Here is a 20,470-nt window from a genome sequence, read left to right as displayed (position 1 = left end):
GGTTCTCCCGCGGCTAGGACTTCTCCAAGCGTGCGATGGCTTCTCCGGCGTGCACCAGGACGCGGTCGCCGACGCCGGCCTCGACCAGCGCGACACTGACCTCTTCCCGGGTGGACCCGGTGTCCACGACAGCGAGCTCGTCTTCGAGGAGCTCGACCACGGTCACCTCGACCGCGGTGTCGGAGCAGGTGATGCACACCCCGTCGTGGCAGACGGGGCCGGCTGGTCTGTCGGCGTCACGGGCGCTCACGACGCCACCTCCGGGGTCAGCACGCCGGGTTGCTCGAAGAAGACGTGCACCAGCTCCCACAGCACGTGGTAGGTGGTCACGTGGACCTCCTTGACGACCCGCGGGTCGCTCGACCGGGCGACCAGGACGTGGTCGAGGCCGGGCGTCCGCGCGATCGCGCCGCCGTCGCCGCCGGTCAGGGCCACGGTGAGCATGCCGAGGTCGCGGGCGGTTTCGAGGGCGCGGCGGACGTTGGCGCAGTCGCCGTCGGTGGAGATGCCCAGCGCGATGTCGGCGGGTTCGCCGATGATCCGCAGCTGGTGGGCGAAGACGTCTTCGAGGCCGACGCGGTTGGCGACGCCGGTGACCGTCGCGACGTCGGCGGTCAGCGAGAGCGCCGGCAGCGCGCGCTTGCCGACGATCACCGGGTGGACGAACTCGACCGCCACGTGCTGGGCGTCGGTGCTGGGGCCGCCGTTGCCGAAGACGACGAGCTTGCCGCCCCGGTGGAAGCGCCGGGCCATGCCGTGGCACGCCTCGGCTACCGTCCTGGCGTCGTCGGCCAGGGCGAGCACGGGGGCCTTGCGGCGCTCGAAGAGCGCGTCGACGGAGTCCGGCTGATTCGGTGACCACGGCATCGCGGCACTTCCTCGCTCAGTGGAGTGAGCCGCACACCAGGCTAGAACTGTGAGTTGGATCACACAATAGATCGAACGGTCAGAAGTGGTGCTCTCGGTCGTCTTGGAGGTGCTCCGCACGGGCGAGCCACTGCTGCGCCTCTTGCGCGGCACCGCGCGACCGCAGCATCCGGGCCAGGCTGAGCATGCCCTGGACGTCGCCGGTGTCGGCGGCCCGGCGGAACCACCGCTCGGCCTCGCCGAGGTCGTCCCGGTGCTCGGCGAGGTGCCCGAGGTTGGTGAGCGCGGGGACGCTGCCGTGCTCGGCGGCCTTGCGGTACCAGGCCGCGGCCTCGCCCTCGTCGCCGCGGTTGCGGGCCAGCACGCCCAGGTTGGTCATCGCGGCCGGGTCGCCGCGCTCGGCCGCGTCGAGGTACCAGTTCTCGGCTTCTTCGAGGTCGCCGCGGCGGTGCAGCAGCAGCCCGAGCCGGACGATCGCCTCGCCGTGCCCGCCGGCCGCGCCCTGGCGGTACCACGACTCGGCGTCGGCGGGCCGGCCGAGCCGTTCGGCCTGCCGGCCCAGCTGGCAGGTGGCGGCGAGGTCGCCGGCCTGCACGGCCGAGCGCCACCAGCGGGACGCTTCGGCGGCCTGGCCGCGGTCGCGCAGCACGACGCCCAGGTCGATCATCGCGCTCGTGACCCCGGCGTCGGCGGCCTGCCGCAGCCACGACTCGGCCTCCTCGGTCCGCCCCTGCTCGCGCAGCATGTGCCCCAGCGCGGCGATCGAGGGCAGGTCGCCGGTGCGGGCGGCTTCGCCGTACCAGTGCTGGGCGTCGTCGCGCTTGCCGCGCCGCTCGTAGGAGCGGGCGAGGTTGAGCATCCCGTGCGGCTCGCCGGCCAGGGCGGCCTCGTGGTACCAGCGCTCGGCTTCTTCCTGCGCGCCGCGTTCGGCCAGCAGGTGCGCCAGCGACGTCATCGAGACGCGGTCGCCGCCCATCGCGGCCTTGCGGAACCACGACTCGGCCTCGGCGAGGTTCCCCTGCTCGCGCATGGCGGAGCCCATCCTCGCCATGGCGATGACGTTGCCGCCTTCCGCGGCTTTGCGCTGGAAGAACTCGTCGAACTTCTTGAGCCGGCCGGGCATCGGCTGCTCCCTCCGGATGGGTCCTGCTCCGGTAGTCGCAGATGATCGGCTCGGTGTGACACCCCTGCCGTGGGTGGGCGAGGTCACATTCGCGCCAGGTCGTCGTGTCGGCGCGGTTTTCCCAGGCCGGCAGGGGTGAGACTACGCCGCGCTCAGGTGAATTCGAGAGGAGAAATTCGTGGCGGCCCGCGGCTTTCGGCTCAGCGTGACCCAACGATCTCTGCTGGTAGTCGCGATCCTCGCGATCGCCTTCTTCGGGTACTGGGCGACGAGCAGAAGCTCGGGCGCGACGCCACCGCCTTCGACGTCATCGGCACCGGTTCCGGTCAGCGCGGCGGACGCGCAGAAGCAGCTCGGCGAGCTGACCATCGCCGCGCGGACGTCCATGGACGGCTACTCGCGGGAGAAGTTCCCGCACTGGGACAGCCAGGGGTCGGGGTGCGACACCCGCGAGGTCGTCCTCAAGCGGGCCGGTAAGGACGTCAGGACCGACAAGGACTGCAAGGCGACGTCCGGGACGTGGACCAGCGTCTACGACAACGAGACGTGGACCAAGGCGACCGACCTCGACATCGACCACATGGTCCCGCTCGGGCAGGCCTGGGCCAGCGGCGCGAAGACGTGGACGACCGAGAAGCGCGAGCAGTTCGCCAACGACCTGACCCGGCCGCAGCTGTTCGCCGTCACCGACAACCTCAACCAGCAGAAGAGCGACAAGGCGCCGGACCAGTGGAAGCCGCCGCTCGTGGCGTTCTGGTGCACCTACGCGACCGACTGGATCGTGGTGAAGCACTACTACGGCCTGACGGTCACCGAAGGGGAGAAAACCGCCTTGACGGACATGCTGCGCCGCTGCTGAGCTGACCGGCATGACGACCTTCGCGCTGATCCACGGGGGCGGCGGCAGCGGGTGGGACTTCCACCTGCTCGGCCCGGAGCTGGAGTCGCGCGGCCACGGCTTCGTCGCGCCGGACCTGCCGATCACGGACCCGTCGGCCGGGTTGTCCGCTTTCGTCGACACGGTCTTGGCGGCGTTGGGCGACGCTTCGGACGTCGCCGTCGTCGGGCATTCGTACGGCGGGTTCACGGCGTCGCTGGTCGCGGCGAAGCTGCGGGCGCGGCTGCTGGTCTACCTGGCCGGGATGATCCCGGCGCCGGGGGAGCCGCCGGGGCAGTGGTGGTCCGCCACGGGCTTTTCCTCGCCCGAGGGGTTGAGCGAGACCGAGCAGTTCTTCAACGGCGTCCCGCCGGCGCTCGCCGAGGAGTGCCAGGCGCACGGGCGCGACCAGGTGAGCAAGGAGTGGGACGAGCCGTGGCCGCTGCCGGCCCACCCGGACGTCCCGACCCGGGTCCTGCTGTGCCGCGACGACCGGTTCTTCACGCCGGACTTCCAGCGCCGGGTGGCCCGCGAGCGGCTGGGCATCGAGCCGGACGAGGTCGACGGCCCGCACTGCGCACCGCTGAGCCACCCCGCGCAGATCGCCGACCGCTTGGTCGGCTACCTCTAGCCTGGGCCGTTCGGGGGAGCGGCAAACCTTAAAGGTCTAGACCTATTGACTGTGTGGTCCAGGCCACTTAACGTCGGTTCCGCGGCGAACCCGCACCTCCCCACCTGCGTCACCTCCACCCCGGTCCCCACCCTGGAGGTCTCCTCGTCATGCGATTGGTCAGGGTCCTCGCGCTGGCGGCCGTCGCCGCCGGCAGCGTGCTCGTCGCCCCCGCCGCGTCCGCGGCCACCCTCCCGGCCTGCCAGCACTTCTACCAAGGCACCATCCCGGACCGCCCGGTCACCGGCGGCCACGGCCCCGGCACGCTCGTCGGCGCGGTCGACGTCACCAACCGCCTGCCCGCGCCCGGCTCGGTCAGCGGCGGCCTCGGCGCGGACGGCAAGGTCACGTTCACCTTCGCCCGCGTCTCCGGCGCGAAGGCCTACCGCGCGTTCCGCAACGGCCAGGCCCTGCAGTGGATCAGCGACTGGGGCCAGCCGACGCTGACCGTCACCGACGCGAGCCCGTGCCAGAACGCGAACTACCAGCTCTACGCGATGACGGCCGAGGACAACTCGCCCGGTTCGCTCGGCCAGATCTCCACGGCCTACCGCCTCGACAGCGGCAACCACCTGGCCGCCTACCGCATCCCGGCCGGCACCACGCTGAACTACCGCGTCACGTCCTACAACGACGTCGCCCAGACCGCGTTGGGCTACAACGCCGGGCCGGGCTTCTGCGCGGTCGACGCCCGGAACATCCCGTGGGGCACGCGGTTCTCCGTGCCGGGCTACGGCGAGTGCTACGCGGCCGACATCGGCAGCTGGATCAAGGACGACATCGTCGACGTCTGGCTGCCCGGCTCGCAGGCCGACGCCTGGGGCATCCAGCGGCTCACGCTGACCGTGCGCTGAAAGGGTCCGCCATGAAAGCCAAGCTCGCTCTCGCCGCGACGCTCCTTTCGGCGGCGACGGTGCTGGTCGTCTCGCCGGCGACGGCGGCCACCGCGCCGTCGGCGGCGTTCACCAAGGACTCCGACTGGGGTTCCGGCTACCAGGCGAAGTACACGATCAGCGCGGGCACGTCCGCGCTGACGGGCTGGAAGCTGGAGTTCGACCTGCCTGCCGGCTCGTCGCTCGGGTCCTATTGGGACGCGCTCGACACGCCCTCCGGCACGCACCACTCGTTCGCCAACCGCGAGTACAACGGCTCGGTCGCCGCCGGCGCGTCGACGAGCTTCGGGTTCCTGGTCAGCGGCAGCGGCCTGCCCGCGAACTGCAAGCTGAACGGCCAGCCGTGCGCCGGAGGGACGTCACCGACGACCACGCCCACGACTCCGCCGACGAGCACCACCACCACAACGCCGCCCACCGGCGGCAGCGCGCGCGTGTCGCCGTACATCGACATCACGATGGCGACGCCGTCGCTGGTCTCGGTGGCGAACGCGACGGGCCAGAAGAACTTCACGCTGGCGTTCGCGCTGGGCAGCAGCCTCGGGTGCGACCCGCAGTGGGGCGGCACGGTCCCGCTGCTGGATGCGCGGATCATCGACGACGTCAACGCGTTGCGCTCGCTCGGCGGCGGCGTGACGGTGGCGTCGGGCGGGGCGCTGGGCCCGTACCTGGAGAACGTCTGCGGCTCGGTGGACGCGCTGTACAACGCGTACGTGAAGACGCTGGACGCGGTGGGCAGCAACAGCCTGGACGTCGACGTGGAGGCGTCGATCCCGACGGCTCTCGTCAACCAGGCCCTGCTGCGGTTGCAGCAACAGCGCGGGACCCACATCAGCTACACGATGCGGATCCAGGGCCAGGACTACGGGATGGACCCGTTCTCGGTGTCGATCCTGCAGGACGCGGCATCGCGCGGGCTGAACGTGGTGGTCAACCCGATGCTGATGGACTTCGGCTACAGCGGCTCCTGGGGCGACGCACTGGTGTCGGCGGCCAACGCGACGCTCGGCCAGATGAAGACGATCTGGCCGGCGAAGTCGGACGCCGAAGTGAAGGCCTTGCTCGGCCTGACCCCGATGATCGGCCGCAACGACACGGGTTCGGTGACGGACCAGGCGGCCGCGCGTCAGCTGCTGTCGTACGCCCAGACGAACCACGTGGCGAGCATCGGCTTCTGGTCGGCGGGAAGGGACAACGGAGGCTGCCCGGGCGGCGGCGCGGTGGCGACGTGCTCCGGGATTTCCCAGTCGCTGTACGAGTTCACGAACATCTTCAAGGCGTACACGGGTTGAGCCCCCAGACGGCCGCAAGGCCGTGCCGGCCTCCTTGCCGACGTCCCCAAACGCCCCGGCAAGGAGGCCTTCACGGGTGGTTCAGCCACTTCAGGTACCACTCGCGGAAGCCCGCTCCGACGGGGGAAACGCCGCCGTCCGAGCCGCGGTCGTCGAACCACAGCCGCCCCCGCTCCGGCCCCGTCACCACGAGCCGGAAGTACGCGCCGCACCTGCCGGGTGGTGCTCGGCGCGGTTCCACGCGCTCGTGTGCGGGAACGGCGTCGATAGGAAGCCGGGCCGCCACTCGTCCTCGAAGCGGCATTGCGGCGTCGTGCCGGGTTTCGAACTCCTCGAGTTCCGCCTCCGGCACCGGCGGGCCGAGCCGGTACTCGTGCTCGCTCGCGCCGAACCGCTCGAGGTCCGGGTCGGCGGCGGCCAGCTCGGCCAGCCGCTCCCGGACTCCCTCCCAGCTCACCAGCGGTCGAGGTGCAGTACTTCCTCCAGCGGCTGCCGCGCCGCGGGCTTGAACGTCTCGCCCGTGTAGAACGCCGTCGGGATCAGTGCCGCCTGGTGGACGTTCTTCGGCAGGCCCAGCACCTCCGCCGCCTCCTGCTCGTACGCCAGGTGCAGCGTCGTCCACGCCGTTCCCAGCGTCACCGAGCGGGCCGCCAGCATGTAGCTCCACACCGCCGGCAGCAGGGAGGCCCAAAGCCCCGCCTGGTTGCCCGCCGGCAGCTCCGCCGACGGCGTCTCCAGGCACGGGACCACCAGCACCGGCACGTCACCCATCCGGTCGGCCAGGTACTCGACGCTGCTGCCGACCCGCTGCTGGACCGCGGCCCGCGAAGGGTCGTCCGCGAACAGCTTCCCGGCCGCGCGGTCGGAAGCCAGGTACTCGCGGCACGCCCGGCTGTAGATGCTCCCGAGCGCCGCCCGCTGGTCCGCGTCCGTGACGACCAGCCACTGCCAGCGCTGGGTGTTCGAGCCGCTCGGCGCCTGCAGCGCCACCTGCACGCAGTGTTTCACCAGGTCGAGCGGCACGGGCCGGGCGAGATCGAGCCTCTTGCGGACGGTCCTGGTGGTCGTCAGGAGCTCTTCGGGCGTCATCATCGGCCCATCATGCCGGGACTACCAGCGATCGTGCACGAGCGGACGCACCAGCTCGTCGTACGTCTCGCGCACGCCCGCCAAGGCCTCTTCGGACAACGGCGGCAACGCGGCGGCCGCGGTGTTCGCCGTGGCCTGCGAAGCGTTGCGCGCGCCCGGGATCACCGTGCTCACGCCCGGCTGGTCGATGATCCAGCGCAGCGCGAACTGCGCCAGCGTCTGCCCCTCGGGCACCAGCCCGCGAAGCCGCTCGACCGCCTCCAGCCCGACCTCGTACGGCACGCCCGAGAACGTCTCGCCGACGTCGAACGCCTCGCCGTGGCGGTTGAAGTTCCGGTGGTCGTCGGCGGCGAACGTCGTGGACGCCGTGTAGCGCCCGGACAGCAGCCCGGACGCCAGCGGCACCCGCGCGATGATCCCCGCGCCCGCCTCGGCCGCCGCGGGCAGCACGCGCTCCAGCGGCTTGAGGCGCAGGCAGTTCAGGATGATCTGCACCGAAGCGACGTGCGGCCGCGCCAACGCCGTCAAGGCCTCGTCACACGTCTCGACGCTGACCCCGTACGCCTTGATCCGGCCCTCGGAAACCAGCTCGTCCAAGGCGTCGTACACCGCGTCGGACGAGTACACGGCGGTCGGCGGGCAGTGCAGCTGGACCAGGTCGAGCGCGTCGACGCCGAGGTTGCGGCGCGACCGGTCGTTCCACTCGCGGAAGTTCGCGGCGACGTAGTTCTCCGGCACCTGCTCGACCCGGCGGCCCATCTTGGTGGCGACGAAGACGCCGTCCCGCCCGGCCGCGAACTTGCCGACCAGCCGCTCGCTGCGCCCGTCGCCGTAGACGTCCGCGGTGTCGAAGAAGGTGACGCCGGCGTCGGCCGCCGCGTCCAGCACCGCCAGTGCGTCCTTTTCGTCGACTTCGCCCCAGTCCGCGCCGAGCTGCCAGCAGCCGAGCCCGACGACGGACACCTCGCGGCCCAGCCGGGCGATCTTCCGGTTCTCCATGCCGCGATCCAAGCACACGGCCCCGCCTATGATCGGCCGTCATGGCCATGACATCGGGTCCGGACGGACTGGGGACCCGGATGCGGCACGTCCTCGAGATCCTCGAGGGCGATGTCGCGCGGTTCCTCGCCGATATCGGCCTCGGCGACTACCGCCCGCGGTACTCGGGAGTGGTGCGGGCGCTGCTCGCGCGCGGCCCGCTGGCCATCCGCGACCTCGCCGCCGAGATGGGCGTGACGCACTCGGCGGCCAGCCAGACCGTCGCCCAGATGAACCGCGCCGGGCTCGTCAGCCTCGAACCGGGCGCGGACGCCCGCCAGCGGATCGTGTCGTTGACCGACAAGACGCGCGGCCTGCTGCCCTTGATCGAGGCGGAGTGGACGGCGACGACCGAGGCGTCGGAAGCGCTGGAGGCCGAGCTGCCCTACCCGCTGCGCGGGGTGCTCGCGGCGATCGTCGAGGCGCTGGAGCGGAAGCCGTTCCGGCAGCGGATCGGGGAGACCGCCGCCGCGCGGGAGCTGCTGGAACCCTGATCAGCCGCGGGGGAGGCGGAAGACGGCCCAGACGAACTTGCCGCCGGGGCAGCGCTCGAAGCCCCAGTCCTCCGACAGCGCCTGGACCAGCACGAGACCGCGGCTGCGCGCCTCGGCCGGCGACGGCGCCCGCAGCTCCGGCAGCAGGCTCCCGGCGTCGTGCACCCGCAGCGTCAGCCGCTCGCCGGTGTAGGCCAGCTCAAGGCGCTGCGGCCGCTCGCCGTGTTCGAAGGCGTTGGTGACCAGCTCGGATGTCGCCAGCAGGACGTCGTCCAGCTGCGCCTCGCACAGCCCGGCCGCGAGCAGGAACGAGCGTACCTCGTGCCGCGCGCGGGCCGGGGCCGTCACGTCGTCCGGGAGGAGCACGGTCAGCGGCGCGGCCTGGACAGCGGTGCGCTGCGGCAGCTCCGACGTCGTCATCGATCCCCCTCCCAGTGAGTTCCGGTACCGTCCGCTTGGTACCCAAGCGGGTGAGCGGCTAATCAGGTGCCGTCGGCGAGCTCGGATTCGTCCAGGCCCGAACGCAGCTTCTTCAACGTCGCGGCCAGCAACCGCGACACCTGCATCTGGGAGACCCCGACGCGGCGCGCGATGTCCGACTGGCTCATCCCGGACCCGAACCGCAGCGCGACGATCTTGCGCTCCCGCTCGGGCAGGCTGTCCAGCATCGGCCGCAGCGCCTCGCGCAGCTCGGCCTGGCCGAGCTCGGCGTCCGGCGCCCCGAACCGCGTGTGCGCGGCGTTCTCCAGCAGGTGGTCCAGCGAAGCGCCGTAGCGGCCTTGACCGGCGCGAAGGCCCTCGTAGACGTCCTCGATCGGCACGCCGAGCCGAGACGCGATCTCACTGGGCTTCGGCGCGCGCGACAACTGCACCGTGAGCTCTTCGCGCGCGGCGGAGATGTTCGCGTTCAGCTCCTTGAGCCGCCGCGGCACCCGCACCGACCAGCTGTTGTCGCGGAAGTGGTGGCGCAGCTCGCCGGAGATGGTGGGCACGGCGAACGCCAGGAAGTCCGTCCCCTGTTCGGGGTCGAACCGGTCGACGGCGTGGATCAGCCCGACCGTGGCGATCTGGACCAGGTCCTCCATCGCCTCGTCGCGGTTGCGGAACTTCCGGGCCAGGTTGCGGGCGAGCTCCAGGTGCGTGCGCACCAGCGTGTCGCGGATGCGCTCCCGCTCCGGGGAGTTCGCCGGCAGCGCGGCGAGTTGGGTGAACAGCGCGCTGACGTCGAGGTCGTCCCCGCTGCCCCCGGCGGGGTCGGTCACGAGTCCGCCGCCTGGCTCTCCCGGACGAGGTCGACCCGGGACAGGTAACGGCCGTCCTCGGGGGTCACGGTGCGCTCGGCCGACGTCGCGAGCGCGGTCAGCAGCTGCCACGACAGACCGGAGTCGTCCTCGTGGTCGGGCGTGTCCGAAAGCACCGACACCGAGACCTCGATGCGCGGCCCGCTCCATGAGAAGACGCAGGTCAGGCGGCCGTCCGAGCTGGCGGGGAGCAGCAGCGAGCACGCTTCGTCCACCGCCATCCGGAGGTCCTCGACGGCGTCGAGGTCGAAGTCCTGGCGCATGGCGATGTCCGCCACGATGGTCCGCAGCGTCGGCACGACGTGCGGGATCGCTGCCGTCCGCACCTCGATGACCTGCGCGCCTTCCGGCACGAGCGGGGCGTTGTCCTCCACGTTTGTTCCTTTCTCCGCACTCGCGCTCCAACGGGGTCGGCGGTGTCCTCTTCACGCCCGGTCGCGAGATGCCCGTGGGGTGAGCAAACCAAACCCGCGTTTGATCCGCTCCACCGGCGGGCATGTAGCGGTCGACATGCTCATTGTGGGAAAGGCAGGGACGACATGGCTGACGTCAGCCGGCTGCCCAACGTGGTTGCTGAAGAGTGGGAATGGCAGCTGCGCGGTTCTTGCCGCGGCGCGGACAGCAGCCTGTTCTTCCACACGGACAACGAGCGGGGTTCGGCGCGTGAGCGGCGCGAGTCGCGGGCCAAGGCCATCTGCCAGACGTGCCCGGTGCTGGCCCAGTGCCGGCAGCACGCGATGACCGTGCAGGAGCCGTACGGCATCTGGGGCGGCCTCGGCGAGATCGAGCGGCGGCAGCTGTTCCTGCGCCAGCGCCGGGCGGCGCGCAAGGCCGTCAGCGCGCACTGACCAGGCAGGATCCGATCGCGAGTGAACAGTCCACGCGAAAGGGCGGCGGCCGTGGCGGGCTCGGTCGCTTCCTGGGTTAGGGTTGGCCCCGGAGTTGCCTTGACCGTGCCGGCGCGAGCTTCAGAAAGGCACGGTGACACGGTTGCCGCTTGAGACAGCAGGCGCGTACCCGGCGCAGGAGCAGCGCCTGACGAGGAGAAACTGCATGCCCGCAGCCGACCAGAACGCCACCCCGCCCGGGTTCGGCATCACGCTGGACACCGACGCGACGGAGCCCCGGGTGGTGGTCACCGGCGAGCTCGATCTGCTCACCAGCCCGCAGCTGCAGGAGGCCCTGGCGGGGCTGATAGCGGACAAGCGCGCGCAGCGGGTCGTGGCCGATCTGACCGGGGTGACCTTCTTCGATTCCTCCGCGCTGAACGTGGTGCTCCGCGCACAACGCCAGGCCGGCGAGCAGGAAGTCGAGCTCGAGGTCGTCCCGAGCCCCGCCGTGAGCCGCGTGATCGAGCTCACCGGCGTGGCCGAACACCTGAGCGTGTCGGAGGACCCCCAAGCCTGACCGCCCGCTACGGTTCCGCGGACTGATTTTTGGTGCGTGGACCTTGGGGGCGGCACGATGATGGGGCGGACGCATGCCCTGACCGGCTGGTGCGCGGGCTTGGCCCTGGCGCCCGCGGTCGGGGCGGGTTCGGTGCACCAGGCGGTGGTCTTCGCGGCCACCACGGCGGGTTTCGCCCTGCTGCCCGACCTCGACCACCCCGGCGCGAGCGCGTCCCGGCTGCTCGGCTGGCTGACGGGCGCGTTGTCGTGGCTGCTGCGCCGCGTCTCGGCGGCGTTCTACGCGCTGACGAAGGGCCCCCGCGACGAGAAGGTGACGGGCCAGCACCGCCACCTCTCCCACACGATCCTGTTCGCGGCCGGCCTGGGCTTGCTGACGTCGTGGGGCACCGAAGCCGGTGGCCCGTGGGCGGTCGTCGGCGTGGTCATCTTCGGCTTGATGCTGGCGGAAGGCGCGCTGGGCGACTGGCTGCTGCCGGTGAGCGGCGCGGCGGTGGCCTGGTGGTTCTTCACCGCGCCGCCCGACCGGGCCGGCGAGCTCGAGTCCATCACCGGCTGGCTGGGCATCGCCGTGGCCGCGGGCTGCCTGACCCACTGCCTCGGCGACGCGCTGACCGAGTCCGGCTGCCCGTTCCTCTTCCCGCTCCCGATCGCGGGCGAGACCTGGTACGAGCTGGGACCCCCGAAGGCCCTCCGCTTCAAGACGGGCAAGAAGGTCGAGAAGCGGCTGGTCTTCCCGGTGTTCGTGGTGCTCGCCGTGCTGCTGGTGCCCGGGGTGTGGGACTGGTCGGTGAGCACGTTCGAGCGGCTGTTCATCCCGCCGGCGTCTCAGCAGGCAACGACTCCCTGAACCGCTTGATCCGCTCCGCCGAGGCGGCGGTGTCCGCGTAGTCGCGGGTGTGCGTGATCAGGCCGTCCTTGATCGTCATGACCATCACGTACGACGCCACGAAGGTCTCCCCGCCGAGTTCCTGGTGCAGGTCGAACTCCGCGACGAGCACCGACGGGTCGTTCGTCTCCTGGACGACGACGTTGTCGGCGCCGGTGATCCGCCGGACCCCAGCGGCCGCGTGGAACCGGCGGCGCAGCTCTTCGCGGCCGCGGGTCACCCGCGGCGCGCCGGGCAGGGTGAACGGCATTTCGAGGGTGACGTCTTCGGCGTAGAGGTCGGCGAGGTCGTCCCAGCGGTTCTCGACCGAAGCGGCCAGGAACCGGTCGAACACCTCGCGCGTGCGCAGTGAGGCGAGGGACAGGTTCGGGTAGTCGCGGTACGCCGTGATCTCCCCGTCCGCCACCGTGACCACCCCGACCGACGACGGGTGCCCGGCCACCTCGAGTTCGAGGACGAATCCCGTTTCGGTGAGCTGAGCCGCGACTCGGGCCTCGCTCAGGCCCAGCGCCCGCGCACGGGCGCCACCCGCGTCGAGCACGGCGACGATCGCGTCCCGGCCTTCGGTGCGCTGGCCGAGGAACGGCAGCTCGTACACCGCGTCGGTGGCGAACAGGTCCGCGAACGGTGCGGTGTCCAGTGCGGACATCCCCTCGCGGACGCGGGCGGCGATTTCGGGCACGGTGCTTGGCATCGGAATTCTCCTGGAAGACTGGGCGTTGAATCGGAACGGTGCACCCGCTTACGACGATACGGAGCCAGCGCTCCGGTTGTCAACGAGGAGACGAACATGGAGAAGATGCGCGCGGACGCGCGGCGCAACCGGGCCAAGGTCCTGGCTGCCGCCGAGGAGGCGTTCGCCGCGGACGGGCTCGCCGTGCCGCTCGACGACATCGCGCGGCTGGCCGGCGTGGGCGCCGGCACCGTCTACCGGCACTTCCCCAGCAAGGAGGCGCTCTTCCAGGCCGTCGTCCTCGAGCGGATCGAGCAGTTCGCCGAAGAGGCCCGGGGGCTCGCCGCCGCCGACGACCCCGGCGAAGTCTTCCTCGACTACTTCGTCCGCGTCATCAAGCAGGCCTCGCTCAACCGGGCCATCTGCGACGCCCTCGCCGAGTCCGGCGGGCACGCCTTCAAGGCCGGCGCGGGCGAAGACTTCCGCTCCGCGCTCGGCGAACTGCTGAAACGCGCCCAGGACGTCGGCGCCGTCCGCCGCGACATCGACGGTGACGACCTGCGGGCGCTGATCGTCGGCTGCCTCGCCGTCGAGCGGTACTCGCCGGGCAGCCGGCACCTCGTCCGGATCGTCGTCGACGGGCTGCGGGCGTCAGCCGGGGAGGGCGACGTCGCGTAGCTGCGCCCGGCTCGCGACGCCGACCTTCGGGAACAGCTTGTAGAGGTGGTAGCCGACGGTCCGCGGGCTGAGGAACAGCCGCGCGCCGATCTCGCGGTTGGACAGCCCGGCCGCGGCCAGTTCGGCGACCTGACGCTCCTGCGCGGTCAGCCGTCCGGTGCCCGGCGCGGACGACCCGGCCGCCCGCAGTTCCCGGCCGGCCGTGGCGGCCCACTCGGCCGCGCCGAGGCTTTCGAACGTCTCGAGCGCCGCCCGCAGTTCGACCTTCGCCTCGGTGATCCGCCGCTCCCGCCGCAGCCGCTGGCCGAGCCGAAGCCGGCCGCGCGCCCGCTCGAACGGCAGGTCCGGAACGGCGACCCACTCCGACACCGCTTCGGCGCGGTCGAGCGCGGCCGCCGCGACGACGTCCCGGTGTCCGAGCGCCGCAAGCCGTTCCGCCGCCTCGGCGAACTCGCCGCGGGAAAGGTGCAGCGCACCCAGCGCCCACCGGGCCTGGGCCGCCGCGAGGGCGTTGTCCTGGGCCGGCGCCTCGCGCAGCACCAGCCCCGCGTACCGGCGACACTCGGCGGCGTCGCCGCGCAGGGCGGCGAGACGTGCCAGGACGGCGTGGGCGTCGGCCGCCGTCACGCGCTGCTCGGCCGCGGTCCGCAGCGCCTCTTGCGCGTGCGCCTGGGCGTCGGCCCAGCGACCCAGGTCGAGTTCGAGCTCGGCCAGCCAGACCAGCAGGACCGCGTAGAGCGCGAGGATTCCGTTGGCGTGCAAGCGTTCCGCGGCGACGAGCCCGAACTCCCGCGTCGCCTGCCGGTGCGGACCGCGGCGGCTGATCGCCATCGTGACGAGCCAGCGGTGCGCGTGCCGCTCGGTGAGCGTGTCCGGCACGACGTCGACGATCTGCCACGGGTCCGGCGTCTCGCGGTCGCCGACGAGAAGTTCGGCCAGGACGTGGAAGCCGGGCTCGCACGGCAGCGCGGTGATCCGCTGCGCCAGCGAGACGACGTCGTCCCAGCGGTCGCGGTGGTGTGCGGCGTCGATGGCGAGGAACAGCAGCCGGGCCGCGTGGCTCGGATCGGTCTGCCCGGCGACGGCGGTCAGGTGCTCCTGCGCGGCGGCGAGGTTCCCGCTGTAGAGCTCGATCAGCCCGCGCAACCGCCCGGTGAACGGCCGGGCAACGGGCTCGGGCACCTCGGCGGCCATGACCTCGAGCAGCCGCCGGGCCCGCGCGGGATCCCCGCCTTTCCACGCGGAGTGGGCGGCTTCGCAAAGGCCGTGGGCGTCCATGCTTCGAAGCTAGGGGTGCCGCGCTGAGATGCCGTTCAGGTCCCGCAGCTTCCGCAGCGGAGACCAGAGCAGGACCGCGGCCGACGCCAGCACGCCGGCCGCCGCGATGTGCAGCGTCACCCGCATCCCGAACGCGCTCGCCAGGGCACCGCCGAGAAGGCTGCCGAGCGGGACGACGCCGAAGACCAGCGTGTGCGTGATCGAGTTGACCCGGCCGAGCAGCTCGGGTGGCGTGACGGCCTGCTGGAAGCTCATGCCGAACACGTTCAGCACGATGACGCCGAAGCTGGCGAAGAACCCGGCGACGACGTAGCAGGTGAGCGCCCAGCCGGGGCCGGTGAACGGGTAGAGCTGGTAGGCCAGGCCGTACAGCACCGCCGCGCCCCAGAGTGCCCGCGCGCCACCGATCCGGTCGCCGATCCGCCGCGCGGTGAGCCCGGCGGTGAGGGCGCCGGTCAGCGTCGCCGTGCCGAGCAGCCCGATCGCCCACGGCGAAAGGCCGACGTCGCGAGCGAGGAACACGATGACGATCGCCAGGTGCACCGACTGGAAGAAGCTCGACACGGCGCCGTGCGCGCTGATGGCCAGCAGGATCCGGTCGCCGCGGACGACGCGGAGTCCGTCACCGATCTCGCGGAGCAGCCGCCGCGGCCGGGGTTCGGGCCGCACGTCAGGAGTCTCGATGCGGCGTAGCCACCACGCCGACCACAGGTAGCTGACGGCGTCGACGGCCAAAGCCGCGGCGTTGCCGAGCGCCTGCACGACCAGCCCGGCCAGGCCGGGACCCGCGACCGCGGCCATCGACAGGTTCGTCTGGAGCCGGGAGTTCGCGTCCGGCAGCTGTTCGCGCGTGACCAGCCGCGGGACGTACGTCTGGTGCGCGATGTCGAAGAACACGCCCAGCAGCCCGACCCCGAACACGACGACCAGCAGGTGCGCCAGCCCGAGCACGCCGAACAGCGCGGCGACCGGGATCGACGCGATCAGCACCGCGCGTCCCACGTCGGCCGCGATCAGCACCGGGCGGTGGCGCATCCGGTCGCACCACGCTCCGACCTGCAGGCCGAGCAGCAAGTACGGCAGGCTCTCCGCCGTCCGCAGCAGCGAGACCTCGAAGACCGACGCGCCGAGCGCGGTGACCGCCAGCAGCGGCACCGCCAGCACGTCGACCCGGCTCCCGAGCTGGCTCACGAGATCGGCGAGCCACAGCCGGCGGAAGTCGCGGTTCGCCAGTGCCCCCATGAAACCCAACGTGGCACGCTCAGCAAAGTTGAGTCAAGTCGACTCAAGGTGCACGTTGTGTAACAAGAGCTAAGATCGAGACGAGTTAGTCCTCGTACCTGCGCTGCGCGTGGCGAGGGGGTGCCCGGATGAACGGCCGACCTACCTGGGGCTCCGCCGCGGTCACCGGGCTGGCGGGTTTCTCCGCCGGGTTGCTCGTGGCCGCGCTGCTCATCGCCGGCCGGGCGGCGCCCAAGCCCGTCGAGCTCACCACTCCGCCGCCCACCACCGTCTCGGCGCTGCCCGTCACCATCACCGCGTCGGTGCCGCCCGCCACCGTCACCTCGGTGGAGACGTCTCCGCCGACCACGACCACGAGCCTCGTCGAGGTGACCGTCGTGCCGACGCCGCCGACGACGGCCACCACGCCGACCTCGACGTCGTCCGCGCTTCCGCTGACCAGCGGGTGGCGTGACTGACCCGTGCAACCGGCGCGGCCGCGACTCCGTCCAGACCGCATGCGAAGGATTCCGTGGATCGCGGTGCTTCTCGTCGCCGGCTGCGGCCAGGCGGGCAGCGGCGGAGTCGCCTGCCCGGACATCGGCACCCGGGTCGGCATCGGCCTCACCGTCCCGGACCCCGCCGGCGTCACGCGCGCGACGCTCGACGCCTGCTGGGGCGACCAGTGCGTCACGCGCCCGGTCGACCTGCGACCGGAGACGGCCGCCGGTCCCACGTCCTGCACCGGGACCGGCCCGGACGCCGCCTGCGGTGCCTCGATGGTCCCGACCGGCGGCCTCCAGGGCTTCGCCGACATCCCCGGCTTGCCCGCCGAGCCGGTCAAAGTGACCGTCCGGTTCGACGACGGCCGCCCGCACACCCTCACCGTCACGCCCGGCTTCCTGCACCCGGGCGGCCCCGCCTGCGGGCAGGGCGGCCCGCAGGCCCAGCTCGTGGCCGGCGCCGGCCACGAGCTGAAACCGCGTTAGCCGACGTCGCGGCGGCGCCAGCCCACCAGGCCGGCCCCGAGCGCGACGGCCGCGACCGCCAGCAGCCAGACCAGCGGCGTCGCGACGAACTCCTGGCCGGGGATCTTCGGCGGGTGCTGGAACGGTGACACGTCCAGGACCGCCTGCGGCAGGTTGACGACCGGGCCGAACAGGCTGAGCAGCAGCGCCAGCGCGCCCACCGCCCACGCCGCGGCGGAAAACTGTGGCGCCAGCCCGAAGATCGCCACCGCCAGCGCGACGACGACCCAGGCCGCCGGCAGCTGGACGAGCATCCCGGCGAGCGCGTCGCCGATCGAGCCGCCGACGTCGCCGGTGCGCAACCCGTTGGCCAGCCCCATGAACAGCCCGCCACTGAGCAGCAGCAACGCCGTCCCGAAGAACGCGAACGCGAGGTGGCCGCCCGCCCAGCGCAGCCTGCCGACGCTCGTGGCGAGCACCGGCTCGAGCCGGATCGCCGTCTCCTCGCCGCGCATCCGCAGCACCGCCTGGACCCCGTAGAGCGAGGCGACCATGGCGAACATCCCGGCCATCGCGGCCAGGAACGCCTGCGTCAGCGCGTGGCTGCCGCCGAGCCGTTCGAAGATCTGCTGCGCCTGCGGGCTCGACCCGACGAGGTCGCCGATACCGCTGGCGATGGAGCCGAACACCGCGCCGACCACGGCCGTGCCGATCGTCCAGCCGAGCAGCGGCCCGCGGTGCAGCCGCCAGGCCAGCGCCAGCGGCGACCGGAGGCTCGCCGCCGCCCGGGCCGGACCCGGGCGCGGCGGCAGGATGCCGACCCCGACGTCGCGCCGGGGGAGCAGCCAGTAGCCCGCCGCGCCGACGACCAGCGCGAACGCCACCGGCAGCACGAGCACCAACCAGCGTTCGCCGGCGAACGCGCGGACCTGCTGCACCCAGCCGATCGGCGACAGCCACGACAGCCAGCGGGCGTCCACAGTGGAATCCCCGGCGCCGCGCAGCAGGAACGCCGCGCCGACGACGGCGGTGCCGATCCCGTTGGCCGTGCGGGAGTACTCCGCGAGCTGGACGGCGACCGCCGCGACCGCGGTGAACACCAGGCCCGTCAACGCTTCCGACGCGCCGAAGGCGACCGAACCGGCCGCGGGCAGGCCGGCGCCGATCATGCTGACCGCCTGGACGAGCCCGATCAGCACGCTCGCGCCGCCCGCCACCAGCAGCGCCGACGTCAGCGCCGCGTACCGGCCGACGACCGCGGACGCGAGCAGCTCCGCGCGGCCGGTGTCCTCCTCCGCGCGGGTGTGCCGGGTGACCGTGAAGACCACCATCAGCCCGGTCAGCAGCGCCAGGAAACCGGCCATGCGCCAGGCGATGAACCCGCCGGCGGTGGTCAGGTCGAACGGCGGCCCGTAGAGCAGCGCGTACGACGGGTTGGTGTTCGCGCCGGCCTGCAGGGCCAGCCGGTCGGCGACCGTCGGGTAGAACTGCGTGAACGTGTTGACCGTGCTCGCCGGGACGATGCTCAGCAGCACGATCCAGATCGGCAGGACCACGCGGTCGCGGCGCAGCGCGAGCCGGGTGAGGTGCCAGGTGCCGGCCAGTTCGTGGGCGGGCGCGACCTCGGCTTCGGCGCGGGAGAGCGTCGCGGTCATTTCGCGCTCGCCTCGGTCGTGTAGTGCCGCAGGAACAGCTCCTCCAGCGTCGGCGGCTGGCTGACGAGGCTGCGGACGCCGACCTCGGTGAGCTGACGCAGGGCTTCGTCGAGCGAGCGCGTCTCGACATCGAAGCGGACGCGGTTGCCCTCGACCTTGAGGTCGTGGATGTTGGCCAGCTTGGTCAGCCCGTTCGGCGGGCCGGCCAGCTCGGCGGTGATCGACGTCCGGGTCAGGTGGCGCAGCTCGGCGAGGGTGCCGGACTCGACGGTCTTGCCGTTGCGGATGATGCTGACCTTGTCGCACAGCGCCTCGACCTCGGCGAGGATGTGGCTGGAGAGCAGCACCGTCCGGCCCTGCTCGCGCTCCTCCTGGATGGCGTACTGGAACGTCGCCTCCATCAGCGGGTCGAGGCCGGACGTCGGCTCGTCGAGGATCAGCAGGTCGACGCGCGAAGCGAGCGCGGCGACGATGGCGACCTTCTGCCGGTTGCCCTTCGAGTACGTCCGCCCCTTCTTCTTCGGGTCGAGGTCGAACCGCTCGATGAGGTCGGCGCGGCGCTTTTCGTCGAGCCCGCCGCGCAGGCGCCCGAGCAGGTCGATCACCTCGCCGCCGGAGAGGTTGGGCCAGAGGTTGACGTCGCCGGGCACGTAGGCCAGGCGGCGGTGCAGGCTCGCCGCGTCCTTCCAGGGATCGCCGCCGAGCAGCCGGACGTCCCCCGAGTCCGCGTGGAGCAGGCCGAGCAGCACCCGGACGGTGGTCGACTTCCCGGCGCCGTTGGGTCCGAGGAAGCCGTGCACCTCCCCAGCGGGTACCTGCAGGTCGAGGCCGTCGAGGGCCTTCGTCCGGCCGAACGACTTGTGCAGGTCGACGACCGAAATGGCATTTTCCATGCTTCGGAAGCTACACTTGCTTCATAAAGTTGTGAAGTTAAGAAAGTGTCTAGATTGAGTGATCTTGGGGGAGGGGTACGGGAGGATGGGCCGATGACGACGCCTGACACGAAGAGAGACGAAGACGCCGTCCGCCGTTACGTCGAGAGCCTCGGGCTCGTGCTCTCGCAGATCGGGATGCAGCGCATGCCCGCGCGGGTGTTCGCCGCGCTGATGACCACCGACGACGCCCGGCTGACCGCCGCGGACCTGGCTTCGCAGCTGTCGGTGAGCCCGGCTGCCGTCTCCGGCGCCGTGCGCTACCTCGAACAGATCGGCCTGGTCGCCAAGGAGCGCGAGCCCGGCGAGCGCCGCGACCACTACCGCCTCTACGACGACCTCTGGTACGCCACGTTCCTCAAGCGCGACCGCATGATCATCATGTGGCGCGACGCGGCCGAGAACGGCATCGAGGCGCTCGGCGAGGACTCCCCCGCGGGGAAGCGGCTCGCCGAGATGCGGGACTTCCTGTCGTTCATGCTGGTCGAGCTGAACGGCATGTACGAGCGCTGGCACAAGCTCCGCGAGGAGAAGAACGCCTAGATGGCCGCGAGCAGGGTGTCCGCGAGCCGGCCGGCCAGGTCGTCCGGCTCGGTCTCCTCGAAGGTGGCCAGGAACGCCTGCTGGAAGCACGCGCCCAGGAGCAGGGCTGCGACCGCCTCGACGTCGGTGTCCGCCTCGAGCCTCCCCAGCGCCACCTCGGCGCGCAGGTAGTCCTCGACGCCCTTCAGCGGGATGCGCGGCCCGGCGCCGCCCACGCGGTCCCGGTGCGAGCGCAGCAGCTCGCGGGACGAGAACATCGAGATGGCGATCGGGAAGCTGTCGGTGTAGAACGCCAGGCCGAGCCGCGCGACGCGGACGAGGTTGTCCCGCAGCGGCGCCCGCCCGGGGTCGGCGGTCAGCTCGGCCAGGGTGGCGCCCAGCGCGGGCAGCTCGTCGGAGAGCACGCTGAGGAACAGGTCGGTCTTGTCGCGGAAGTGCTTGTAGAGCATCGCCTCCGAGTAGCCCGCGGTCCGCGCGATGACCTTCGTCGTCGCGTGGGCGTAGCCCTGCTCGCGCATCACCTTCGCGGCCGCGGCGACGATCTCCTCACGGCTTCCCATGGCGGCTCCCTGAGTGCGTTCTC

The 20,470-nt window shown here is 72.0% G+C and carries 27 protein-coding genes; 12 read left to right on the top strand and 15 right to left on the bottom strand.

The window, feature by feature from the left end; all coding sequences use genetic code 11:
- Positions 1–13: 13 nt before the first annotated feature.
- From ACIRSS_RS32115 to ACIRSS_RS32105, 3 genes are all read right to left on the bottom strand, one after another.
- Entirely contained in the window at positions 14–199 is a 186-nt protein-coding gene (locus tag ACIRSS_RS32115) for a HypC/HybG/HupF family hydrogenase formation chaperone (RefSeq protein WP_400901953.1), read from the bottom strand.
- 47 nt (positions 200–246) lie between these two features.
- Positions 247–867, bottom strand: coding sequence for an SIS domain-containing protein (locus ACIRSS_RS32110; protein ID WP_400901349.1), 621 nt, complete (start codon positions 865–867; stop codon positions 247–249).
- A 79-nt stretch (positions 868–946) separates the two neighbouring features.
- The gene (locus tag ACIRSS_RS32105; protein WP_400901347.1) at positions 947–1,990 is read right to left on the bottom strand and encodes a tetratricopeptide repeat protein; all 1,044 of its coding nucleotides are present in this window, start codon (positions 1,988–1,990) and stop codon (positions 947–949) included.
- Between the two features lie 178 nt (positions 1,991–2,168).
- Here ACIRSS_RS32105 and ACIRSS_RS32100 point away from each other — a divergent pair, with 178 nt between their 5' ends.
- The 4 genes from ACIRSS_RS32100 to ACIRSS_RS32085 all read left to right on the top strand — a co-directional run bounded on the left by ACIRSS_RS32100 (position 2,169) and on the right by ACIRSS_RS32085 (position 5,722).
- Complete coding sequence (locus ACIRSS_RS32100) at positions 2,169–2,849, top strand: HNH endonuclease family protein (RefSeq protein WP_400901345.1); 681 nt, start codon at positions 2,169–2,171, stop codon at positions 2,847–2,849.
- Positions 2,850–2,859: 10 nt separating this feature from the next.
- Positions 2,860–3,498: an alpha/beta fold hydrolase gene (locus ACIRSS_RS32095; RefSeq protein ID WP_400901344.1), complete on the top strand. Its 639-nt coding sequence runs from the start codon at positions 2,860–2,862 to the stop codon at positions 3,496–3,498.
- 149 nt (positions 3,499–3,647) lie between these two features.
- A complete protein-coding gene (locus tag ACIRSS_RS32090; protein WP_400901343.1) occupies positions 3,648–4,391 on the top strand; it encodes a 3D domain-containing protein in 744 nt (247 codons plus the stop codon).
- A gap of 11 nt (positions 4,392–4,402) precedes the next feature.
- A complete protein-coding gene (locus tag ACIRSS_RS32085) occupies positions 4,403–5,722 on the top strand; it encodes a cellulose binding domain-containing protein (protein ID WP_400901342.1) in 1,320 nt (439 codons plus the stop codon).
- 70 nt (positions 5,723–5,792) lie between these two features.
- On the opposite strand, the gene ACIRSS_RS32080 is transcribed toward ACIRSS_RS32085, so the two are convergent.
- The 3 genes from ACIRSS_RS32080 to ACIRSS_RS32070 are packed head-to-tail and all read right to left on the bottom strand — an operon-like array spanning position 5,793 to position 7,810.
- Complete coding sequence (locus ACIRSS_RS32080) at positions 5,793–6,179, bottom strand: hypothetical protein (RefSeq protein WP_400901340.1); 387 nt, start codon at positions 6,177–6,179, stop codon at positions 5,793–5,795.
- Positions 6,176–6,814 (bottom strand): nitroreductase family protein, encoded by a 639-nt coding sequence (locus ACIRSS_RS32075; protein WP_400901338.1) that lies wholly within the window; start codon positions 6,812–6,814, stop codon positions 6,176–6,178. Before ACIRSS_RS32075 ends, ACIRSS_RS32080 begins: the two co-directional genes overlap by 4 nt.
- A gap of 18 nt (positions 6,815–6,832) precedes the next feature.
- On the bottom strand, positions 6,833–7,810 hold the full coding sequence (locus ACIRSS_RS32070; protein WP_400901336.1) for an aldo/keto reductase: 978 nt from the start codon (positions 7,808–7,810) through the stop codon (positions 6,833–6,835).
- Between the two features lie 47 nt (positions 7,811–7,857).
- On the opposite strand from ACIRSS_RS32070, the gene ACIRSS_RS32065 reads away from it, so the two are divergent.
- The gene (locus tag ACIRSS_RS32065) at positions 7,858–8,343 is read left to right on the top strand and encodes a MarR family winged helix-turn-helix transcriptional regulator (protein ID WP_400901951.1); all 486 of its coding nucleotides are present in this window, start codon (positions 7,858–7,860) and stop codon (positions 8,341–8,343) included.
- Here the strand turns inward: ACIRSS_RS32065 and ACIRSS_RS32060 are convergent, their stop codons facing one another.
- The 3 genes from ACIRSS_RS32060 to ACIRSS_RS32050 form a co-directional block, all read right to left on the bottom strand.
- Positions 8,344–8,763: an ATP-binding protein gene (locus ACIRSS_RS32060; RefSeq protein ID WP_400901334.1), complete on the bottom strand. Its 420-nt coding sequence runs from the start codon at positions 8,761–8,763 to the stop codon at positions 8,344–8,346.
- A 62-nt stretch (positions 8,764–8,825) separates the two neighbouring features.
- Positions 8,826–9,605, bottom strand: a complete 780-nt coding sequence (locus ACIRSS_RS32055) for a SigB/SigF/SigG family RNA polymerase sigma factor (RefSeq protein ID WP_400901332.1) — start codon at positions 9,603–9,605, stop codon at positions 8,826–8,828.
- Positions 9,602–10,018, bottom strand: coding sequence for an anti-sigma factor (locus ACIRSS_RS32050; RefSeq protein ID WP_364520680.1), 417 nt, complete (start codon positions 10,016–10,018; stop codon positions 9,602–9,604). The genes ACIRSS_RS32055 and ACIRSS_RS32050 overlap by 4 nt, the downstream gene beginning before the upstream one ends.
- Before the next feature lie 165 nt (positions 10,019–10,183).
- Here ACIRSS_RS32050 and ACIRSS_RS32045 point away from each other — a divergent pair, with 165 nt between their 5' ends.
- From ACIRSS_RS32045 to ACIRSS_RS32035, 3 genes are all read left to right on the top strand, one after another.
- Entirely contained in the window at positions 10,184–10,492 is a 309-nt protein-coding gene (locus ACIRSS_RS32045; RefSeq protein ID WP_400901330.1) for a WhiB family transcriptional regulator, read from the top strand.
- A 205-nt stretch (positions 10,493–10,697) separates the two neighbouring features.
- Positions 10,698–11,051, top strand: coding sequence for an STAS domain-containing protein (locus ACIRSS_RS32040; RefSeq protein WP_086673555.1), 354 nt, complete (start codon positions 10,698–10,700; stop codon positions 11,049–11,051).
- A 60-nt stretch (positions 11,052–11,111) separates the two neighbouring features.
- Positions 11,112–11,900, top strand: coding sequence for a metal-dependent hydrolase (locus ACIRSS_RS32035; protein ID WP_400901949.1), 789 nt, complete (start codon positions 11,112–11,114; stop codon positions 11,898–11,900).
- On the opposite strand, the gene ACIRSS_RS32030 is transcribed toward ACIRSS_RS32035, so the two are convergent.
- Complete coding sequence (locus tag ACIRSS_RS32030; protein WP_400901328.1) at positions 11,863–12,633, bottom strand: nuclear transport factor 2 family protein; 771 nt, start codon at positions 12,631–12,633, stop codon at positions 11,863–11,865. The genes ACIRSS_RS32035 and ACIRSS_RS32030 overlap by 38 nt on opposite strands.
- 96 nt (positions 12,634–12,729) lie before the next feature.
- Here ACIRSS_RS32030 and ACIRSS_RS32025 point away from each other — a divergent pair, with 96 nt between their 5' ends.
- Positions 12,730–13,290, top strand: a complete 561-nt coding sequence (locus tag ACIRSS_RS32025; protein ID WP_400901326.1) for a TetR/AcrR family transcriptional regulator — start codon at positions 12,730–12,732, stop codon at positions 13,288–13,290.
- On the opposite strand, the gene ACIRSS_RS32020 is transcribed toward ACIRSS_RS32025, so the two are convergent.
- Positions 13,264–14,568 (bottom strand): LuxR C-terminal-related transcriptional regulator, encoded by a 1,305-nt coding sequence (locus ACIRSS_RS32020; RefSeq protein ID WP_400901324.1) that lies wholly within the window; start codon positions 14,566–14,568, stop codon positions 13,264–13,266. The genes ACIRSS_RS32025 and ACIRSS_RS32020 overlap by 27 nt on opposite strands.
- Before the next feature lie 9 nt (positions 14,569–14,577).
- Positions 14,578–15,810, bottom strand: a complete 1,233-nt coding sequence (locus ACIRSS_RS32015; RefSeq protein WP_400901322.1) for an MFS transporter — start codon at positions 15,808–15,810, stop codon at positions 14,578–14,580.
- A gap of 128 nt (positions 15,811–15,938) precedes the next feature.
- Between ACIRSS_RS32015 and ACIRSS_RS32010 the strand changes: the two genes are divergently transcribed.
- Positions 15,939–16,268, top strand: coding sequence for a hypothetical protein (locus ACIRSS_RS32010; protein WP_400901320.1), 330 nt, complete (start codon positions 15,939–15,941; stop codon positions 16,266–16,268).
- Between the two features lie 39 nt (positions 16,269–16,307).
- Positions 16,308–16,778, top strand: coding sequence for a hypothetical protein (locus ACIRSS_RS32005; RefSeq protein ID WP_400901318.1), 471 nt, complete (start codon positions 16,308–16,310; stop codon positions 16,776–16,778).
- Here the strand turns inward: ACIRSS_RS32005 and ACIRSS_RS32000 are convergent.
- Both ACIRSS_RS32000 and ACIRSS_RS31995 read right to left on the bottom strand, forming a co-directional pair.
- Entirely contained in the window at positions 16,775–18,412 is a 1,638-nt protein-coding gene (locus ACIRSS_RS32000; RefSeq protein WP_400901316.1) for an ABC transporter permease, read from the bottom strand. The two genes, ACIRSS_RS32005 and ACIRSS_RS32000, sit on opposite strands and share 4 nt — an antisense overlap.
- Complete coding sequence (locus tag ACIRSS_RS31995) at positions 18,409–19,305, bottom strand: ATP-binding cassette domain-containing protein (protein WP_400901314.1); 897 nt, start codon at positions 19,303–19,305, stop codon at positions 18,409–18,411. Before ACIRSS_RS31995 ends, ACIRSS_RS32000 begins: the two co-directional genes overlap by 4 nt.
- A gap of 93 nt (positions 19,306–19,398) precedes the next feature.
- Between ACIRSS_RS31995 and ACIRSS_RS31990 the strand changes: the two genes are divergently transcribed.
- Positions 19,399–19,887: a GbsR/MarR family transcriptional regulator gene (locus tag ACIRSS_RS31990; protein WP_400901312.1), complete on the top strand. Its 489-nt coding sequence runs from the start codon at positions 19,399–19,401 to the stop codon at positions 19,885–19,887.
- Here the strand turns inward: ACIRSS_RS31990 and ACIRSS_RS31985 are convergent.
- The gene (locus ACIRSS_RS31985) at positions 19,884–20,447 is read right to left on the bottom strand and encodes a TetR/AcrR family transcriptional regulator (RefSeq protein ID WP_400901310.1); all 564 of its coding nucleotides are present in this window, start codon (positions 20,445–20,447) and stop codon (positions 19,884–19,886) included. The two genes, ACIRSS_RS31990 and ACIRSS_RS31985, sit on opposite strands and share 4 nt — an antisense overlap.
- Between the last annotated feature and the right edge of the window lie 23 nt (positions 20,448–20,470).

Source organism: Amycolatopsis sp. NPDC101161 (genome assembly GCF_044768185.1).
Taxonomy (GTDB): Bacteria; Actinomycetota; Actinomycetes; order Mycobacteriales; family Pseudonocardiaceae; genus Amycolatopsis.
Note: the sequence above shows the minus strand (reverse complement) of the source record. Positions and strands in the feature narration are given on the sequence as shown.

Coding starts and splice junctions, on each gene's coding strand:
- ACIRSS_RS32110 (WP_400901349.1), bottom strand. CDS start 867: ATGCCGTGGTCACCGAATCAGCCGGACTCCGTCGACGCGCTCTTCGAG.
- ACIRSS_RS32105 (WP_400901347.1), bottom strand. CDS start 1,990: ATGCCCGGCCGGCTCAAGAAGTTCGACGAGTTCTTCCAGCGCAAAGCC.
- ACIRSS_RS32095 (WP_400901344.1), top strand. CDS start 2,860: ATGACGACCTTCGCGCTGATCCACGGGGGCGGCGGCAGCGGGTGGGAC.
- ACIRSS_RS32090 (WP_400901343.1), top strand. CDS start 3,648: ATGCGATTGGTCAGGGTCCTCGCGCTGGCGGCCGTCGCCGCCGGCAGC.
- ACIRSS_RS32085 (WP_400901342.1), top strand. CDS start 4,403: ATGAAAGCCAAGCTCGCTCTCGCCGCGACGCTCCTTTCGGCGGCGACG.
- ACIRSS_RS32075 (WP_400901338.1), bottom strand. CDS start 6,814: ATGATGACGCCCGAAGAGCTCCTGACGACCACCAGGACCGTCCGCAAG.
- ACIRSS_RS32070 (WP_400901336.1), bottom strand. CDS start 7,810: ATGGAGAACCGGAAGATCGCCCGGCTGGGCCGCGAGGTGTCCGTCGTC.
- ACIRSS_RS32065 (WP_400901951.1), top strand. CDS start 7,858: ATGACATCGGGTCCGGACGGACTGGGGACCCGGATGCGGCACGTCCTC.
- ACIRSS_RS32060 (WP_400901334.1), bottom strand. CDS start 8,763: ATGACGACGTCGGAGCTGCCGCAGCGCACCGCTGTCCAGGCCGCGCCG.
- ACIRSS_RS32045 (WP_400901330.1), top strand. CDS start 10,184: ATGGCTGACGTCAGCCGGCTGCCCAACGTGGTTGCTGAAGAGTGGGAA.
- ACIRSS_RS32040 (WP_086673555.1), top strand. CDS start 10,698: ATGCCCGCAGCCGACCAGAACGCCACCCCGCCCGGGTTCGGCATCACG.
- ACIRSS_RS32035 (WP_400901949.1), top strand. CDS start 11,112: ATGGGGCGGACGCATGCCCTGACCGGCTGGTGCGCGGGCTTGGCCCTG.
- ACIRSS_RS32030 (WP_400901328.1), bottom strand. CDS start 12,633: ATGCCAAGCACCGTGCCCGAAATCGCCGCCCGCGTCCGCGAGGGGATG.
- ACIRSS_RS32025 (WP_400901326.1), top strand. CDS start 12,730: ATGGAGAAGATGCGCGCGGACGCGCGGCGCAACCGGGCCAAGGTCCTG.
- ACIRSS_RS32020 (WP_400901324.1), bottom strand. CDS start 14,568: ATGGACGCCCACGGCCTTTGCGAAGCCGCCCACTCCGCGTGGAAAGGC.
- ACIRSS_RS32015 (WP_400901322.1), bottom strand. CDS start 15,810: ATGGGGGCACTGGCGAACCGCGACTTCCGCCGGCTGTGGCTCGCCGAT.
- ACIRSS_RS32010 (WP_400901320.1), top strand. CDS start 15,939: ATGAACGGCCGACCTACCTGGGGCTCCGCCGCGGTCACCGGGCTGGCG.
- ACIRSS_RS32005 (WP_400901318.1), top strand. CDS start 16,308: ATGCGAAGGATTCCGTGGATCGCGGTGCTTCTCGTCGCCGGCTGCGGC.
- ACIRSS_RS32000 (WP_400901316.1), bottom strand. CDS start 18,412: ATGACCGCGACGCTCTCCCGCGCCGAAGCCGAGGTCGCGCCCGCCCAC.
- ACIRSS_RS31995 (WP_400901314.1), bottom strand. CDS start 19,305: ATGGAAAATGCCATTTCGGTCGTCGACCTGCACAAGTCGTTCGGCCGG.
- ACIRSS_RS31990 (WP_400901312.1), top strand. CDS start 19,399: ATGACGACGCCTGACACGAAGAGAGACGAAGACGCCGTCCGCCGTTAC.
- ACIRSS_RS31985 (WP_400901310.1), bottom strand. CDS start 20,447: ATGGGAAGCCGTGAGGAGATCGTCGCCGCGGCCGCGAAGGTGATGCGC.